This is a genomic window from Gallalistipes aquisgranensis, from assembly GCF_014982715.1.
In the GTDB taxonomy this organism is placed as follows: Bacteria; Bacteroidota; Bacteroidia; order Bacteroidales; family Rikenellaceae; genus Gallalistipes; species Gallalistipes aquisgranensis.
Genome location: NZ_JADCJY010000001.1, coordinates 2,299,006 through 2,316,300, shown reverse-complemented (window position 1 = coordinate 2,316,300; position 17,295 = coordinate 2,299,006). Strand labels below are relative to the sequence as shown.

Here is a 17,295-nt window from a genome sequence, read left to right as displayed (position 1 = left end):
GCAGAAGCGCAACTTGAAAAAAATGACGCTATATCTATTCTGAACACCGGGAGTGATTATCCAAGTATGGTAACACTCGAAGATTTACGAATAATCATACGGAATGTAAGACCGGATTTGGATAAGGGGGTGGGAACGAAGGTTTTCGATGGACTACTTTTATATTCGAATCAGGACGATGCGGAATCCGAGTGCGGAATGTTTCCTGTTTTCCGGAGCTTTGTGGCGTTTGGCGGGCAGGCAGCTGATCGGATCGGCCCACCAGCAGCCTCCTTTGAGTACGTGGTGGCGGGAGTTTCCGGTGCCCGCGAAGTTTTCGGACGGTTGTGCGGGCAGCGGGCCGAACGAGTCCAGACACCATTCGTTGACGTTCCCGATCAGGTCGTACAAGCCGAAACGGTTGGGGGCCTTCTCTCCCGTGCGGTGGGTGGCCATGCGTCGCAGGGAATCGCGTATCCCTTCTTCCCGGGCCGGAGCACCGCTGTTTCCCCGGTGCCAACCCAGCGAATCCGTTCCTGCCGGTTCCGGAAGGAACAAGTCCTGCGCAGCGATGTCCCATTGTGCTTCGGTCGGCAGCGTGTACCGGCAGTCCGCCGGAAGCCGTCCGGCCCGGTGCTCCCGTTCGGTGAGCCTGCGGCAGAACTCCATCGCATCGAGCCACGAGACGCATTCGACGGGGCGTAACGGATCGGTGTAACGGGACGGATTCCGTTCCATTACTGTGCTCCACTGCTGCTGGGTGATTTCGTACCGTCCCATGAAGAACGTGTCGGTCAGGATTCTCGTCCCGATCCGTCCCGGCGGTATCCGCATCAGTTCGATCCCGAGGCCGGGAACGACGCGGTCCGCCCTCCTGCGGGGCGAAGGCGGCACGGCCGCATAGTGTATCCGTTGGTCGGAAAAGCTGTCCGTCAGTTCCCGGGCCGAGGCGGGATGCCAGGTGCGTATGGCCAGAACGACCGTTTGTCCGTGGGGGACCCTTTTGCGCAGCGAATCCGCGGAGGAGGGACTTTCCGCGATACCGGCCAATGCGGGACGCATGTCCCGGGCGGAGAGGGCGCGGATCACTCCTTCCGTGGCGGAGCCGGATGCGGTGAATATGCCGTCCGTTTCGGGAAACCGGTTCAATACGCCCTGTGCGATGCGGAAAGCGGTTTCGGGTGTCCCTCCCGTGTGAAAATCGCTCAGGAGAATTTCGATTCCGGGATAGTCCCGTTGTATCGTGATGAGGAACGATTCCTGTATCCGTTCGGAAAAGGGATCGTCGATCTTGTGGCGGAAGGCGATGATGCCGCCTTTGCCCTCCAGTGCTGCCGCCAGGTGCCGGGCGCAGAGTTCGCCGAGGCTGTCGGCCTTTGCGGCCGGCGAGGAGGCCCGGAGAGGGGAGGGCCCGATGACGGCGAGGAGGACGACCGGAAACAGGCGGAACAAAAGATGCGGATTCATCGTGATGTTATTTCTCGTTACAGTACATGTTGGTTTCTTTCGTTGCAGCGGGGCCGGACCGGTTGCCGGGAACGACGGGGGGCCGGAGTCGGCATAACCGATTCCGGCCCCCGTCGGCCTTTTGCCGGATCATGCGGCAGGACGGTGTTCCAGTTCACCGGGACCGTCGTCCGGGTGCGGAAACTCTCCCGTGGGGCGGGTTCCCGTTTTCCGGTCGTCCGCGTTCTGCTGCGGGATTTCAACGGGAACCGCCCTGCTGGCCGTCGATGCCTACCGTCGTGAGGTGTCCGTGTTCGAAAAAGAAGAATTTGCCGCTTTCCACACCCACCAGCAGGTTCGCTCCTCCCGAGGTGTCTCCCAGCAGACAGGGAACCGGGGCGTTGGAGTGGGCCCCCATGTAGAAATCCTTGCCGTCCACCTGGAACTGGACCGGTTCCTCGAATTTCATCTCCCGGTTCGTGCCCGCGTTGCGCAGCAGCATGACCTGCATGCCGATCTCCTTTCTTTCGAAACGCGTGCAGGGCAGTCCCCGTTCGGGACTGGGGTAGGAGGAGCGTTTGACGGACCCCACCAGCAGGTCGAGCTTTCCGTCGCTGTCCCAATCCACGAAGTGCAGCTTGCCGCGCCCCCATTGTCCGAGTCCCTCCTGCCGGGCGTTGTGCCCGGTGATGGGCCGTCCGTCCGTCAGCCGGAGTTTGCCGCCGTCCTCCACGTTGAAGTCGTCCACTTGACGGTAGAGGTGCAGCGCGTTGTCGTCGTCCATGATGACGATCACGTTGCGTCCGTCGATGCGGGCCATGGCCGGCCGGACGCGCCACGTTCCCCACAGTTCCATGTTGTCGAACCGGAGCGGTACGGGCGGGTCGAGCCGGGGAGCGGTGCGGGTGCCCCGGTTCAGCATCACTTCGAATTTGGCCCTCGAACCGGAGACGATCACATCGGGCAGTCCGTCGCCGTTCCAGTCGAATACGGCCGGACACAGGTAGCCCCAGGCCCCTTCGAACGGGCCCTGTACGATATGGTATCCGGGCCGCAGCAGGATCGGTTTGCCTCCGGCCTCGATCTGTTCGGGCAGTCCGTTGAAGTCGGGTTCGCGGTCCGTGCCGTTGTTTTTAAAGAAAAGGAGGCGCCCTTCGGAGTTCCCTGCGACGATGTCCAGCACCCCGTCGCCGTCCCAGTCCGTCACGCAGGGTACGGTCAGCGAACCCGAATAGAGGTCGGCTCCGCGCTGCAGGATCGGTTTGGGCTCCGTGTAGACCGGCGAGCCGTCGGCGCGGGTCCCTGCGTATTCGTAATGGTAGAGGGCGCTTTCACCTCCGATGATCAGTTCGTCCCGTACTTTGTCGGGTCCCCCGAACGGGATCACCCGCGACGAATAGGCCGGATGGACCAGGATGTTCCGCTCGTCCTTCCAGACGTGGTGTACGGGACTCTCTCCCCTGGTACGGGGCAGGAATTTCATCGAGCCCAGCAGTCCCGTCACCAGATAGCCGTCGGGCGTGCCGTCCGGACCGCATACCGCCGCGATCTCGCTGCCGCCCACCACGACGTTCATGTCCGGGCTCACCTGTTCCACCTCGGAGACCTGCTGCCAGTTGCGGGCGTCCACCGTGAACCGGAAAACCCCGTACCGGGGCAGTTCCCCCCGGTAGATGCCGGCACCGTCGTAGTAGGACTGCCTGTCTCCCTTGAACGTCTCCGGCCGGTAGGAGGAGCCGTCGCTGCACAGCAGCACGAGCTCCAGGTCGCGGTTTCCGCGCGGAATGACGTCGAACGAGCCGATCGGTTTCTCGATGCCCTGCCAGGGACTTTCGGTCACCTTGACGAAGGCCTGCTGCGCGTCGTCCCAGCGGGTTACGGTCAGCTTCTTCGGCGACAGCCACAGGGAGTAGGTCTCCCCTTCCCGCTGGAATACCCGGAACCGCGAGGGAGGAAGTTTCGTCCCCCAGGGGTGTCCCACCTGCACGGGTTTCTTGTAGACGAGCGAACCGTCGGCGTTCTTCCCGTCGTATCCGCACCGGTAAATGCCCCGCACGCCCGGCAGCCCCGACGAGATCAGTACGAAAATGTCGGGGTACTCCTGCGAGGTGAGGTAGGCGTACCCCCGCGGCCGGTTGCTGTACGTCATGCCGAACGAGAGGGGGGCCAGCCCCTCGGCGCCGCCCGCCCGTACGGGACGGGCATTCTGCAGCGCCGGCTCCGCCCCCTGCGAGAGGGGGGCGGAAAGCAGGCACAGCAGGGCGACCAGAAGATCTTTTTTCATGGTCGGACGGATTTGTCTATTTCTCATAGCGGATCGTGCGGGCCAGCGGCGTGATGCCGGCGAAGTCCTTCGTGACGGGCAGCTCCATGGGCTTTCCGGCCTTGGCTTCCTTGTAGTAGATGTAGAGGATGCCGGGTTTGCTGCGGGTCGGATAGCGGGTCTCGGAATCCTTCAGTATCTTCCAGCCCTTCAGGTCGGGTTCCGTGAGGTGGTTCCGGCGGGCGAGAATGTAGACGCGTCCGTCCTTTTCGGGCGTGACGGTTGCCTTCTGCGAGGGAACCATGTTGTCCACCTCGCTGCACAGCATCTGGAATCCCGCGAACGCCTCGGGCAGCATGTTGATCGGATAGTCCCGGTTCAGGAACGGTTTCGCCCCGCGTTCGAAGGTGCGCAGTTCGTAGCCTTTGCCCTTCACCCTCACGGCGGTCTCCGACACGGGATCGCCCGGGAAGGTGGCGCTCACCGCCTTGTTGTCCGCATCGGTGCGGAAGGGGATCACGGGAAGTCCCGCCCCGTCGAACAGATTCCCCACGGCGTCGTTGGTGAAGCTGTAACGCACGGCCACCGGATTCTTCACCGATTTGCTCCACACCACGAGCGTGTTGTCTTTCGGGTCGATCTCCCCTTCGGCCGGCACGAACTTCATGCTCTTGTCGCAGATTTCGAGCGTGGAGGGCTTGCCGTCCCGGGCGGTGAGTCCCTCCGCGTTGTCGAAGACGATGCGGATACGGTCGCCCTCCGTCTTCATCGAACGGTAGGTCGCCTGTTTGTATTTGCCCGTGTTCTTTCCGTACACTTCGTTGAGCGCCCAGCCGGCCAGACGGTTGCCCACCTCCTTCTTGTAGCGGGGGTGTATGTCCATGATGTTGTCCACCAGGTCGGGAATGGCCACTACTCCCGTTTCGGGCAGCGATGCGGCGGTCGAAGCCTGGGCTTCGCGCAGCAGGGCGGCGGCTCCGGGGATTTTATAGCGGGCGTAGGGCGCGATCTGTACGCAGTAGAAGGGCAGCTTCTGTCCGAACTTCTCCCTCCACGACGTGATCATCAGCGAGAAGAGGTCGCCGTAGGTCTCCGCATTGTAGATGTTGGCCTCGCCCTGGTACCAGATCGCTCCGGCCAGCGTCATGTTCAGCAGCGGATGGATCATGGCGTTGTAGGTGGTGCCGATGTTGATGTCCCAGCCCGTGCTCTTGGGGACCTTTTTCCACTGGGTCACCAGGTCGGGCCGCTTCCCGAAGGCATCGGCGGGCGTCCAGGTCTCGGCCGGCGAACCGCCCCAGGAGGAGTTGACCAGTCCCACGGGACGGTCCAGCGCCTCGGCCAGCCGCTTGCCGAAGAAGTAACCCACGGCGCTGAACCACTTGGCGCTTTCGGGCGTGCACACCTCCCAGCGTCCTTCGCAGTCCTCCTGCGGATAGAGGGCGCTCCGGCGGGTCACCGTGAAGAGGCGGATTTCGGGATTCAGCTTCCCTTTGAGCTCCTGCCGCATGTCGATGATGCCGTTCATGGCGCTCCAGTTCATGTTCGACTGTCCGCTGCACAGCCACACCTCGCCCAGCAGGATGTCCCGGATGGTGAGCGAGGTCTTTGGGGTGCGGAACTCGATCGAATAGGGTCCTCCGGCTTCGGGGGTCTTCACTTCGGCCACCCATTTGGTGTCGCCGCCCACGGTCACCGTGACAGTGTCCTTGCTCCAGCTTGGGATGACCTGTACCTTTCCGCGCGGATCGGCCCAGCCCCAGAGTTTCACGGTGGACGAGGCCTGCAGCACGGCGTGGTCGCCGATGGCGGCCGGCAGTTTCAGAATCGGTTGCGCCGCTGCGGTCGTGCCTGCCAGCAGCAACAGGGAAAACAGAAATGTCCGTATCGTTTTCATGGTTCTCAGTGAATGGTTTTTATTCGTTTTTCGTTGGTTCGTTTTTACGCTCCTCCGACACCGGATGCAGGGTGCGCAGCCGTACCGTGGGTATGTTTCCCTCCCGGAAATGCGGGATCCGCCGGAATACGAAATAGTTGGCGTCGTGCTGCCGGGCGGGCAGCCCCCGTTCCTCGCCCATCGCCAGCCGGATCACGGCCACGATGTCGCTCCCCTCGAACTGCCAGTCCACATACTGGAAACCGTCGAAGAAGGGGTTGTCACTGGTGATGACCGTGTCGCGCGGCGTCCACTCCCGCAGGTCGGGCGAACTGAACAGCACCAGGTGGTTGCGGATCAGTCCTGCCGGGAGCCCTTCGGGATAGCGTTCGGTGGTCGCCTGCCGGTCGCCCGGGGCGAGGGGATTGGTCAGCGTCCAGTAGCGTCGGCTCACCGAATCGTAACGCACGGTGAACTTCTTCCCTCCGCCGGGCAGGGTGACGATGTCCCGCTCGGGGTCGAACGACGCCTTTTTCGGCGATTTCATGTGGATCATCGCGGCCGTCGTGCCGTATCGCTCCTCGTCCACGCGCAGCAGGTTCACCACCTCCCCGTCCGGTGCGACCACCACGTTGCCCTCGATCCATTGTTTGAACCGGAGACTGTCGCCCAGCCATTCCGGGTCGCTCGCCAGCGCTTCGCTGCGGGTCCAGCTCGACGCCCGCATCAGGTCGGCCCCCTCGGGAGCCGATATGACGAAGGCGCGGCGCGGTTCTCCCTTCACGTTGGTCTCCACGGCCCGCCAGATGCGCCCCCTGTGCACCACGACGGGCACGGGAGCCGAGTGGTAGCGGTGGTCCGAGAGCAGCACGCCCTCGTCCTTTTCATCGCGGGGGAAGGTCCACGTGCGCCCCCCGTCTTCCGAGCGGCGGATCACCACATGGCCCGTCCGGCTGGCGGTGCCGATCTGGTAGAGCGTGCCCCGGTGCAGGAAGAGGTTGTAGAAATTGAGCGCCCCGTTGTTTTTGGAGAGCACCTTCCAGCTCTTCCCTCCGTCGTCCGACCGGAAGAAGTTGCAGCCCTGCGGCACGCCATTCTCCCGGAAGGCTCCCGAGCAGGCGGCCAGGTAGCTGCCGTCCGGAAGGATCACGATCGAGGGGTTGGTGATCATGCCGTTCCGCAACTCCCGCACCCGTGCGATCACCACCCCGGGGGGCGGAACCGTGCCCGCCACCCGGATGCGGTCGCCGAACAGCAGCGTCGAGCTTTCGCCTGCCTGCGGCAGGTCGATCCACTCGCCGGGGGTGTCGTAGTCGCACGCGTAGAGATAGTGCCGCAGCGACCGCACGAAGAAGGTTTCCCCCGTGGGTCTCCACACCGGCGAGGCGGCGTCCTCCCGGGGCAGGGCGACCGTGATCCGGCATTTCCGGCCGGCACGCACCCGCTTCGGCCCCTCCAGCTCCACGAGGCTGACGGCGTAGCGTTTGCCCACGTACTTTTCCGGAATGGACTTGCCGAACCGGGCCTTCTTGTTCATGGGATAGACCTCGGCCCCCCGCGTCACGGGCCGGACGTCGATCACGCGGCCCTCCGTTTCGATATCCTGCGCCCCTCCCCGTGCCGGGAAGAGGGCCGCCGCGGAGAGCAGCAGGACGGAGAGGAGGGAAACAGGTAGCGTACGCATCGTCGTCGGGGATTATTGCGCCGAGCGGAAGTTCTCCACGCGGTGGAACGTGAGCATGTTGGCGTCGTGTTGCCGGACGGGCAGTCCCCGCTCCTCGGGCACGGCCGTGCGGCTCACGGCCACGATGTCGTTGCCGTCGAACTGCCAGTCCACGTACTGGTAGCCGTGGAAGAAGGGATCGTCGTTCTCGACGATCATCCGTTCGAACGTCCAGCTTTTCAGGTCTGCGGAACTGTACAGCGCCATCCGGTTGCGGATCAGGTTGCAGTTGATGCCGCTCTTGTAGAATCCTTCGTGGGTCTTGCCCATGTCGTCCGGATCGGAGGGGTTGGTGATCGTCCAGTATTTGCCGCTCGTGGCGTCGTGGCGGATCGTGAACTTCTTGCCGCCTCCGGGCAGCTCGATCAGGTCGCGCGTCACGTCGAATTCGAGGGTGTTCTCATCCTTCACCCGCAGCACTCCGGCATAGATGTCCGGACCCGGCCGCTGGTCGTCCAGGCGCACGATGTTGACCACCTCGCCCTCGGGGGTGACCACGGCGTTCCCCTCCAGCCATTCGTGGAAGGTGTAGCCTTTGTCGTTCGAGTTCAGCGTGGAGTGGTCCAGTTCGTTGGTGTAGGTCCAGCTGGCGGCGTCCATCAGATTGGCGTCTTCGGGAGCCGACATGACCAGGGCCGTCTTCGTGTCCGCCTCCACGTCCTCGTGCTCGAAGGTCCGCCAGATGCGTCCGTCGTGGACGACGACGGGAGTGCCCGGCGCCGCATGGAACGTGCCCTCACGCAGCAGGCCGTCCGTGCTGCCGGTGGGATAGGTCCAGGTCGCGCCGTTGTCCCCGGACGTGCGGATGATGATGTTGCCGTGGGGGGCGTCCGTCCCCATCAGATAGAGTTTCCCTTTGTGCATGAAGAGGGTCGTGTAGGACATCTCCCCGTCCCGGTCGGCCCGGACGCTCCAGCTCTTTCCCCCGTCGGAGGAGGCGAACACGTCCACCTGGGCTGCTTCCCCTTTTTTTCTCAGAGCTCCCGTGCAGGCGACGAGATACTCCCCGTTGGGCAGGATCACGATGGTCGGATTCGAAATGGAGGTATTGCGCAGCGTCGAAACGCGGGCGATCTCCACGCCCGGCACCGCTTCCGTGCCGGCCACCTTCAGGTTGGATGCGATCAGCAGGGAAGCCGCCTGCGAGGCCTCGGGCCGCGGAACGGCCACCCACGCTTCCGGAGTGTCGTATGCGTACCGGTGCAGGTGGTAGGTCACCCCTCCCGCCGTGAAACTTTCGCCCGTGGCAGTCCATCCCGTCGTGCCGAGCGACTCGCAGTCCGAGGCGAGCAGGACCGTGCAGGAGACCGGACACGAAAATTCCGTGGCTCCGGCCGACTCTGCCAGTCCCGTGGCGTAAGGTTTCTGGAGCACCGATTCGGGCAGGTCGTCTCCGAAGACGTAATCGTGGTTCTGGGGATAGACCTCTTCCCCTTTGGCGGCTTTCCGGATGTCGACGAGCGTGCCTTTTACGCTCACCACCACCGAACGGTCGTTGTAGGTGATTTTCCGCCCGATGGGGGTGGCGCAGGAGAAGGTCGTGGCCGGCAGCCGGGGGATCTCCACCGCCCGGCCCGCGTAGGCCCGTTTCATGAAGATCGAGAGCTCCACGTCTTCCGATCCGGTGCTGTATTTCATCACGAGGTTGTTGTCCTGCGTGTTGGGCACGGCCGACCAGCCGTCCAGCACGCTCGCCGCGGGGGCGATGATATAGACGAAGCCGTCGGCGACCGGGGTGATGGTCCCCCCGTTGTGGGACTTGTTGTTGCTGGTCAGCATCTCGAACCCGACGAAATAGGGATGGATTCCGGAAATCTTGTATCCTCGGTCGGAGATGTAGTCGGCGCCCTCGGTCAGCACGGTTTTCGTGTACCCGCTGCCCTCCACCGTGATATCCTCTACGGTGACCCCTTCCGGAAGCCCCGCATCGTCCTTCTGGCAGGCGCACAGGCTCCAGAGGGCCAGGGCCGGAAACAGTATGTGTTTCAGTTTCATGGTTTTCGAAGTTATTGGTTGGTGTTGTCCCCGCCGCGGGGGGATTCCGGCCGGAATCCCCCTCCCGGAAGGGATCGTTTCTGCGGGTCTATGCGCCCGGTGCGGGGTGAACGGTGATTTCGAACTCCTTCACCACCTCTTTCTGGCCCAGCAGGGTCGTGCTGACACCGACGAAGACCACCTTGTAGGTGCCCGGTTGGCTGAACGTGTAGCCGTACTGCGCGGGCTGCTCCTCCGACGTTTCCTTGACGGTCACCGGCAGGTCCGGTCCCACGTTCCTGGCCTCGCCCCGGACGATCGGCTGCGTCACGGCATAGGCGTCGCGGTCGGACGTGGGCTTGAACGTGGACCAGAAACGGAACATGTTCGGCGTCGGCAGCGTGGGGGTCTGATACCACTGGCAGTGGGAGGATTCCGTCCTGTAAGAGGCTCCCTCCACTATGTGGATGGTCTCTTCCGACTGGGTGAACTGCGTCTGCCGCTCCTCCTTGTACCGTTCGTCCACCTGGAAACCGGTGATCCATGCTCCCGTACGGCCGTTGTCGAGCTCCGTGACATAGGCGTCGATGTGGTAGAAGAGCCCCATGTAGACGGGTTTGTCTTCCGATTCGAAGAACGGTGCGAAATCCACTTCGCCCGAGGATACGTATCGGCCGTATTCCTTTGCAGAGTTGAGGCTGACGGTCGAAGAGTTGTCGTCGGAGATGGTGAAGCGGTCGGAGATGTCCGTCCAGCTGGCCGCCAGGATGCTCTCCTCGTCGTAGGTCCCGTTGAAATCGGTCGAGTATTTCACCTTCAGGGGCTTGTTCTGCGTGCCGCTCTGGAGCGCGTTCTTGAACGAAACCAGAATGTCGGGAAAGACCATGCGGTCCTTTTTCGCATACTGGTAGTCGTTGAACGTTTCGCCCGAGAAGAAGGCGATCGAATCGGCCACGCCGCCCAGGTCGAAGATCAGCTCCTCGCCGACGGTGCACTCCGTCGCGGAGGTGCTTGCCGTGAAGGGATCGGCTCCCTGGAAGTCATCCAGCGAGAGGGTCTCCTCCCATGCGTAGTTGCGGTTGGACTTGAAGGTGATGCCCGGCAGGGAGACCTTGTCGACCGAGTTGTCCACGGCCGTCACCTCCAGCGTGAGGCTGCCGTCGGGATGCGTGCCCGGAGCCACCATCAGGAAAAGGCTCTGGAAGTCGTCCGCATCCAGCGCGGGCATCGTCTCCGGCGTGAGGGTCACGCTGCGGCTTCCCTCCTCCACGGCGACGGGCAGCGAGGTGTAGCCCTCTTCGATCGGGGCGGTCAGATCGACCGTACCCTTCACGATTGCCAGGTCGGCGGCCGTGGAGACCAGTTTCACCTGTTTGACAGGCACTTCTACGCCGGCCGAAGCGTCCATCTTCAGCCGCAGTTCCACGATCGAAAAGAGATTGTGGAACTGCAGGGCGGCACCGGCCGAACCCGAGCCCGAGGGGACCACGGATGCGGGAGCCGCCTTCATGAAGCCGAGTCCGCCCAGGTGATCCGTCGATCCGGCGGCCGACTGGACCTGCTCGGCGGGCAGCGTGACGGGCAGCGCCTCGGGCGATCCGCCCGCATTCTTGTCATAGGGATAGTAGGCGTAGAAATTCTGTTCGGTTCCCGTCCAGAGGATCATGTAGCTCGCGTCGGACGGCGTGAAGACGCAGTTCGCCGCGTTCCTTTCGTCGGGTACGGCCGTGTAGGCGTAGTTGTTGGCGGTGTAGCCGCCCCGGCCGAAGATGCCCACCTGGTCCCTGTCGGTCCAGGTGATTTCGATTTCGTTGCCGTCCGCCTCCACCGAGGTGCGGGAGAGGGGAGTGCCGCAGCCCGTGAACCGCACGGCGCGCGGGTCGCCGGCCGCGGGATCTTCTCCGCTCAGGTTGTCCTGGCTGCAACCGGCCAGCAGGGCGATCGCGCCCAGTATATACAGTGTCTTTTTCATCGTCGGATCGGTTTAAGGGTTAGGCCACGGTTCGTACTCGGGCGGTGTGATTCCACCCTCGTCGCCCACGACGGTGAGCGTGAGCTGGCGGACGACCTCTTTCCGTCCGTAGACGTTGGAGTTCGCCCCCACGAAGGTCACCGTATAGGTGCCGGGCGTGGTGTAGGTGTGTTCGTAGCGGGTCAGACCCGGATCGGAGACGGTCTTGATGCCCACTCCCATGTCGGGACCCGTGTTGACGTCCTCCGCCCGGTACAGCGGACCCGATACGGCCCAGCATTCGCGGTCCTGCGTGGGGCGGAAGTCGCTGCGCAGCAGGATACGCGGAGAGGTACCCGGCATGCTGGGCAGGTTGGCCGTGGGACAGTCGTCGTAACTGGGCGTCAGGACGCACTGCCAGCCGGAAGTCAGGACGTCGTACACCGGCGTACTGCCCGATGCCGTCATTCCGTTGATGAGGAAGTTCTGGATGTTGACCTGCGTGCGGCCGTTTCCCTTGCCTCCCGCAGCGCTCTGGTCGAATTTGTCGACCTGATAGTGGAACCGGAAATAGAGCGGCCGTCCGTCCGCGGGGAAGAGGTCGTCGATGAACATCGTCCCCGAAGGGATGTTCTGCCCCACGTCCGTCGGGAATTTGAAGTTGTCCGAAATGTCGGTCCATGTGGCCCGCCGGACCCCCTCTTCGGTGTAGTCCCCGTCGAAATCGGTGGAGTAGCTGATCGGGGCCATGGCCGGGTTGGGATAACCGGCTGTGCCCGACGAGGCCAGCGTGGTGAATGAAAGGGTCATTTCCGCCGGAGTGATCCGGTCCTTGTCCTTGTATTCGTAGGCGTTGCCGGCCTCTCCCGAATAGAAGGAGATGATGTCCGGGTTCCCCGACAGGCTGAATGCCACCGGTTCCCCCACCTTGAAGACGGAGCCGGGAAGGGTCACCTCGAACGAGGGCATGTCCACGGAGTCCTCCTTGCTGCAGCCGGCCGAAGCGAACAGGGCGGCGAGCAGGATTCCCGCGGAGATCGTCTTTATTTTCGTGTGTTTCATGGTCGTTTTGGATTTGGGGATTACCAGCCTTTGTTCTGTACCAGGTTGCGGTTCACTCCGATCTCGTAGGACGGGATCGGCCAGAGAACGTCCCGGCTTTTGGCGTTTTTATAGATGGTTCGGGCCGCCACGTAGTAGGACGAAGTGTAGGATTCGGGCACCGACGGGGCGATCGACTGCATCCGGGTGAGGAATTCGCCCCAGCGGATGATGTCGTCCTTGCGCATGATCTCGAAGCCCAGTTCCCGCGCCCGTTCGTCCTTGATGTGCTCCATCAGGTCGAGCTTGCTCTCCTTTTCGAAATCGACCGCGTCGTCCGGCGTGTAAATGTCCTTGCCGTAGCCCCGCCGGCGTACCTGGTTGAGGTATTCGTAGGCGAGGGCCAGCTCCTCGTCGCTGGCGTTCGCCGGATCGGCGGCCACGCCTTCGGCATACATCAGCAGCACGTCCGAATAGCGCAGGATCGGGAAGTTGATCGGCGTATAGGTCACGCTTTTCGGCGAGGTCAGTTCATACTCCCTGCGGAACTTGCCGCAGTAGCGGATCCAGTAGTTGGTGGTCTGATACACCTTCTCTCCGGTCTCTTTCGTGTAGGTGAAGGGGGCGATCGTCCAGTCGCGGCGCAGGTCGTTCTCCTCGAACAGCGACAGGAAATAGGCCGTGGCGCGGATCATTCCCGGCGAAACGCCGATCTCCAGATCGGCGTTGGAGAGTCCGATGCCGTTGTCGCGTCCCACCCGGCCGGCGGTCGTGGTGTAGGTACCGACGTTGTTGCCCCAGAACTCCACCTCGAAGATGCTCTCCTTGATGTCGTACTTGTCCTGGATGTAGTTGATGAAGACCTGTTCGAAGGAGGTGTTCAGTTTGTGGAATTGGGTGTCGATCACCTTTTGGGCATACTCCTTCGCCTTGGCGTACATGCCCGGTTCGTTGACCGGCTCCCCGGCCATGTAGAGGCACACGCGGGCCAGGATGCCCCACACGGCCGACTGGCTGATGCGTCCGCCGCACTCCACCTCGCTGGCCGGTTTGACCAGTCCGGCCGCCGTCTCCATGTCGGAGATGATCCGCAGGTAGACCTCCCGTTTCGGGGTCTGGGGAAGCTGCACGTCCGTCAGTTTGCCCGAAGGGGGCACTGTCAGTACGAGCGGAACGTCGCCGAAACGGGTGACCAGAAGGAAGTGATAGTAGGCCCTCAGGAAGAGCGCCTGTCCCCGGATGTTGTCGCGTTCCTTCTCGTCCATCTCCGGTTTGTGCAGGTTTTCCAGCAGACGGTTGGCCCGTCCGATGCCGGCGTACAGGTCGCGCCAGTAGTTGAGGATTCTGGGGTCGCTCGGGGAGGCGTCGTAATAGCCCACCGTGCCTTCGTCCGTGGAGTAGCTCTCGTACCCGAGGTCGGCCGAAAGCCCCATGCGGGCCAGCATGTCGCCGCCGTAGAGGGTGGTCTGGGCCAGGGTGGCGTACACTCCGTTCAGGGCGATGTCCAGTTTCTCCTCCGTGTCGTAGTAGGTGCCGGGGTCGATGAAGTCCTGCGGCTCGGTGTCGAGCAGGCTGCACGAGCAGACCGGGAACAGCAGGCCGAGCAGGACGAATATCTTGATGCTGAATGTTTTCATTTCGAGAATCGTTTACAGGTTAGAAGACGACTTTCAGTCCCGCCGTGAAAATCTTGTTGCGGGCGTAGGCGGAGTAGTCGAAGCCGGGGGTCAGCGCGCTGTTGCGGGTCGACACCTCGGGGTCGAGTCCCGAATAGTTGGTCCAGGTCCAGAGGTTCTGTCCCGAGACGAAGACCTGTATGTCGTTGAGCCGGATCTTCCGGACGATCTTTTTCGGGAGCGTGTAGCTCAGCTGCAGGGTCTTGAGCCGCAGGAACGAACCGTCCTCAATCGTGCGCGACGAGTAGACGCCCCGCGGGCCCTGTCCGCCCGGGCGGAAGTTCTTGCTCGTGGGGTTCTCCGGCGACCAGTGGTCCACGTAGCTGCGGAACTGGTTGATGTTCTTGTTGGCGTAGTTGCCTTCGAAGATGATCCGGTTGGCGTTCATCACGTCGTTGCCGTAGCTCCATTGGAAGAAGACGTTCAGGTTGAATCCTTTCCACGTGAAGTTGTTGTTGAATCCTCCCGTGTGGACGGGGGTGCACCGTCCGATGACCACCCGGTCCAGGTCGTTGACCACGCCGTCGCCGTTCTGGTCGACATACTTGATGTCTCCGGGCTGGATGACCGAACGGTCGTCGCCGTTGGTGGGGACGCCCTTCTTCAGCGTGTATTTTCCCGCGGCGTCCCGGTCGAAGTCCTCATAGGTGTAGACGCCGTCCCACACCATGCCGTAGAACGAGGCCATCGGGCCGCCGAGCTGGGCGATGTAGAGCGGCGTGGCGTTGAAGTCGCCCGTAAAGGAGATTTTCGAGAGCAGGTTCTCCTCGCCTTCGGCCAGTTCGAGCACCCGCCCCCGGTTGAAACTGATGTTGAAGTCGCTCGTCCACATGAAGTTTTTGGTCCGGACGTTGACGGTGCTCAGCGTGAATTCCACGCCGTCGTTGCGCACCTTGCCCACGTTTTTGTAGACGGTCCTGTAACCGCTCGAGTAGGGCAGGTTGGCGTTCAGCAGCAGGTCGCGGGTCGTTTTCCGGTAGAGGTCCACCGTGAAGTTGATCCGGTCCTTGAACAGCCGCAGGTCGTACCCGATGTCGATCTGTTCGGTGCTCTCCCACGTCAGGTCGCTGTTGCCCAGGTTGTTCTGGACGATGGCGTCCTGCGGGGTGCCGTTGTTGAACGAGTAGTAGTCCGACATGGTCAGCGAGGGGTAGGTGATGAAGTCGCCCACACGGTTGTTGCCCGTGACGCCGTAGCTGATCCTCAGTTTGGCGTCGTCCACGAACTTGAGCCGCCGCATGAACTTCTCCTTGCCCATGCGCCAGGCGAAGGCGCCCGAGGGGAAATAGCCCCAGCGGTTGGCCGGCGTGAACTTCGACGATCCGTCGGCGCGGAACGAGGCGGTGAACAGGTAGCGCGATTTGTACTGGTAGTTGACCCTGCCCAGCCACGACATCAGCACGTTTTCCGACAGCAGGGCCGTGGTCGAGTAGGGCAGGCCGTCGTCCATGCCGCTCATTCCGAGGAATTCGTTGGGAATCTGCTGCGTGCTGAATCCGTAACGCGAAGTGTGGGTTCCCTGCATGGTGAATCCCGCCGTCGCGTCGAACCGGTGGTTCTTGCCGAACTCCTTCTTGTAGGTGAGCGTGTTCTCGTTCATCCAGTCGGTCTTGACCCGTTCGTCGAAAAGACCGTTCACGCCCTTCGTGTTGTTCACGGTGGGGTATCCCGAGTAGGTCTTCGAGTTGTTGAAGGTCTCCGTGCGCGTGGTCTTTTTGCCGTATCCGGCCCGTACGGTCAGCCGCAGGTCATTGATGATCTCATAGTTGAGCCGGACGTTCGCCAGGAACGTGGCGGTCTTCTTCCACGTGTCTTCGTTCTTGTTCGAGATGATCGGGTTCATCGTCGAGGAGGCCACCCCGTCGAATTCGTCGTCGAAGAGCTCGTCCTCGGCGATGTCCTTCGAGAAGACGGGCTTGTAGGCCCACGTGCGGTACATCAGATAGGTGGCGTAGGAGTTCGAGGTGGAGAGGGCCGCCGACGAGGTCTGCCCGAAACTCTTGTCCTCGGTGTAATTGACGTTGAGGCTCAGCTGGGCCCGCTTGTTGAGTTGCTGGGTCAGCGACAGGCGCCCCTGATATTTTTTGTAGCCCGAGTTGTCGATCACGCCGTCCTGTCCCACCGCGGCTCCTGAAATGGCGTAGCGGGTCTGCTTGGTTCCGCCCGACACCGAGATGTTGTGCATGTGCACGAAGGCGTTGCGGAACAGACGGTCCTGCCAGTCGATGCCCGGATGCGTGCGGTAGTAGTCGAGCGTGCGACCGGGGTTGGTGAGGTAGGCGTCCAGGTTCGAGGGGTCGCGTTCGATCTGGTAGACCACGAATTCGTAGGGATTCATCAGCTCCATCTGTTTGGTCACCTGCTGGAATCCGAACGTGCCGTTGTAGGTCACCTGCGGTTTGCCCACCTGTCCCTGTTTCGTCTCGATGATGATGACGCCGTTGGCTCCGCGCGAACCGTAGATCGCCGTGGCCGAAGCGTCCTTGAGCACGGTCATCGAGGCTATGTCCGAGGCGCTTAGTGCTGCGCTGGAGAAGTCCTCGATCGGGAATCCGTCCACCACGTAGAGCGGGGCGTTGCTTTGGGTCAGGGAGTTGGCGCCGCGGATCACGATCTCCATTTCGGCGCCGGGCTGTCCGTCCGTCGAACTTACCTGCACGCCGGCCAGACGTCCCTGGAGCGCCTGGTCGAACGAGGCGACCGGCGCCTTGATGATGTCGTCCATCTTCACGCGGCTCACGGTTCCCGTCAGGTCGGCCAGCCGCTGGCTGCCGTACCCGATCTCCACCACCACGTTTTCGATCATCTGGGTGTCCTCCTTCAGGGTGACCCTGAGCTGGGTCTGTTTCCCGACGGGGATCTCCTGCGGGACGAATCCCAGCATGCTGATCACCAGGGTCTGGTTGGGTTTGGCCGCGATCGAGAATTTGCCGTCCGCATTGGTGGTCGCACCCCGGTTCGTGCCTTTCACGAGTACGGTGGCACCGACCAGCGGCTGTTTCTTCTCGTCGAGCACCACTCCCCGCACTTTCGGCTGGGACGTCTGGGCCATCAGGCCTTTCCCTCCCGCGGCCAGCAGCAGCGCGCAGAGGAGCGCCGCGCGGAAGATTCCGCAGGTGAAGCGCTCCGCCGCACTCCGTGTGGCGTTTGAATGTAGTCTCTGTCTCATTGTTGGAAGTAGTTGAAAAGGTTGTTTGAGGTGTTATTGGCTGATGGATACGAAAGCCCTGCGGATGCCGGAACCGTCGCCTCCCGGGTGGTCGGCGGCCGTAATCATATTATTGTAAAATACAGAAAAAACGATCGGTTGTAGTTCCATTGTTCCGGGCATGTCGTATCGTTCGTAGAACCGGGACGGAAGGAACG

General features: G+C 62.4%; 9 protein-coding genes. All 9 read right to left on the bottom strand.

Features of this window, described 5'->3' with window-relative positions; all coding sequences use genetic code 11:
• Positions 1 to 159: 159 nt before the first annotated feature.
• On the bottom strand, positions 160 to 1,446 hold the full coding sequence (locus tag INF32_RS09340; protein WP_226388068.1) for an SUMF1/EgtB/PvdO family nonheme iron enzyme: 1,287 nt from the start codon (positions 1,444 to 1,446) through the stop codon (positions 160 to 162).
• A gap of 238 nt (positions 1,447 to 1,684) precedes the next feature.
• Positions 1,685 to 3,709 carry an FG-GAP repeat domain-containing protein gene (locus INF32_RS09335; RefSeq protein ID WP_226388067.1) on the bottom strand — a complete coding sequence of 675 codons (2,025 nt, stop codon included), beginning with the start codon at positions 3,707 to 3,709 and terminating at the stop codon, positions 1,685 to 1,687.
• A 16-nt stretch (positions 3,710 to 3,725) separates the two neighbouring features.
• Positions 3,726 to 5,585, bottom strand: coding sequence for a sialate O-acetylesterase (locus INF32_RS09330; RefSeq protein ID WP_226388066.1), 1,860 nt, complete (start codon positions 5,583 to 5,585; stop codon positions 3,726 to 3,728).
• Between the two features lie 19 nt (positions 5,586 to 5,604).
• The gene (locus tag INF32_RS09325) at positions 5,605 to 7,248 is read right to left on the bottom strand and encodes a sialidase family protein (protein ID WP_226388065.1); all 1,644 of its coding nucleotides are present in this window, start codon (positions 7,246 to 7,248) and stop codon (positions 5,605 to 5,607) included.
• 12 nt (positions 7,249 to 7,260) lie between these two features.
• Positions 7,261 to 9,282 carry a sialidase family protein gene (locus tag INF32_RS09320; RefSeq protein WP_226388064.1) on the bottom strand — a complete coding sequence of 674 codons (2,022 nt, stop codon included), beginning with the start codon at positions 9,280 to 9,282 and terminating at the stop codon, positions 7,261 to 7,263.
• Positions 9,283 to 9,370: 88 nt separating this feature from the next.
• Positions 9,371 to 11,233: a DUF5017 domain-containing protein gene (locus INF32_RS09315; protein WP_226388063.1), complete on the bottom strand. Its 1,863-nt coding sequence runs from the start codon at positions 11,231 to 11,233 to the stop codon at positions 9,371 to 9,373.
• Positions 11,234 to 11,245: 12 nt separating this feature from the next.
• A complete protein-coding gene (locus tag INF32_RS09310; protein WP_226388062.1) occupies positions 11,246 to 12,274 on the bottom strand; it encodes a DUF5017 domain-containing protein in 1,029 nt (342 codons plus the stop codon).
• Between the two features lie 20 nt (positions 12,275 to 12,294).
• Positions 12,295 to 13,890 carry a RagB/SusD family nutrient uptake outer membrane protein gene (locus INF32_RS09305; RefSeq protein ID WP_226388061.1) on the bottom strand — a complete coding sequence of 532 codons (1,596 nt, stop codon included), beginning with the start codon at positions 13,888 to 13,890 and terminating at the stop codon, positions 12,295 to 12,297.
• A gap of 19 nt (positions 13,891 to 13,909) precedes the next feature.
• Positions 13,910 to 17,098: a SusC/RagA family TonB-linked outer membrane protein gene (locus INF32_RS09300; protein ID WP_226388060.1), complete on the bottom strand. Its 3,189-nt coding sequence runs from the start codon at positions 17,096 to 17,098 to the stop codon at positions 13,910 to 13,912.
• Positions 17,099 to 17,295: the final 197 nt, after the last annotated feature.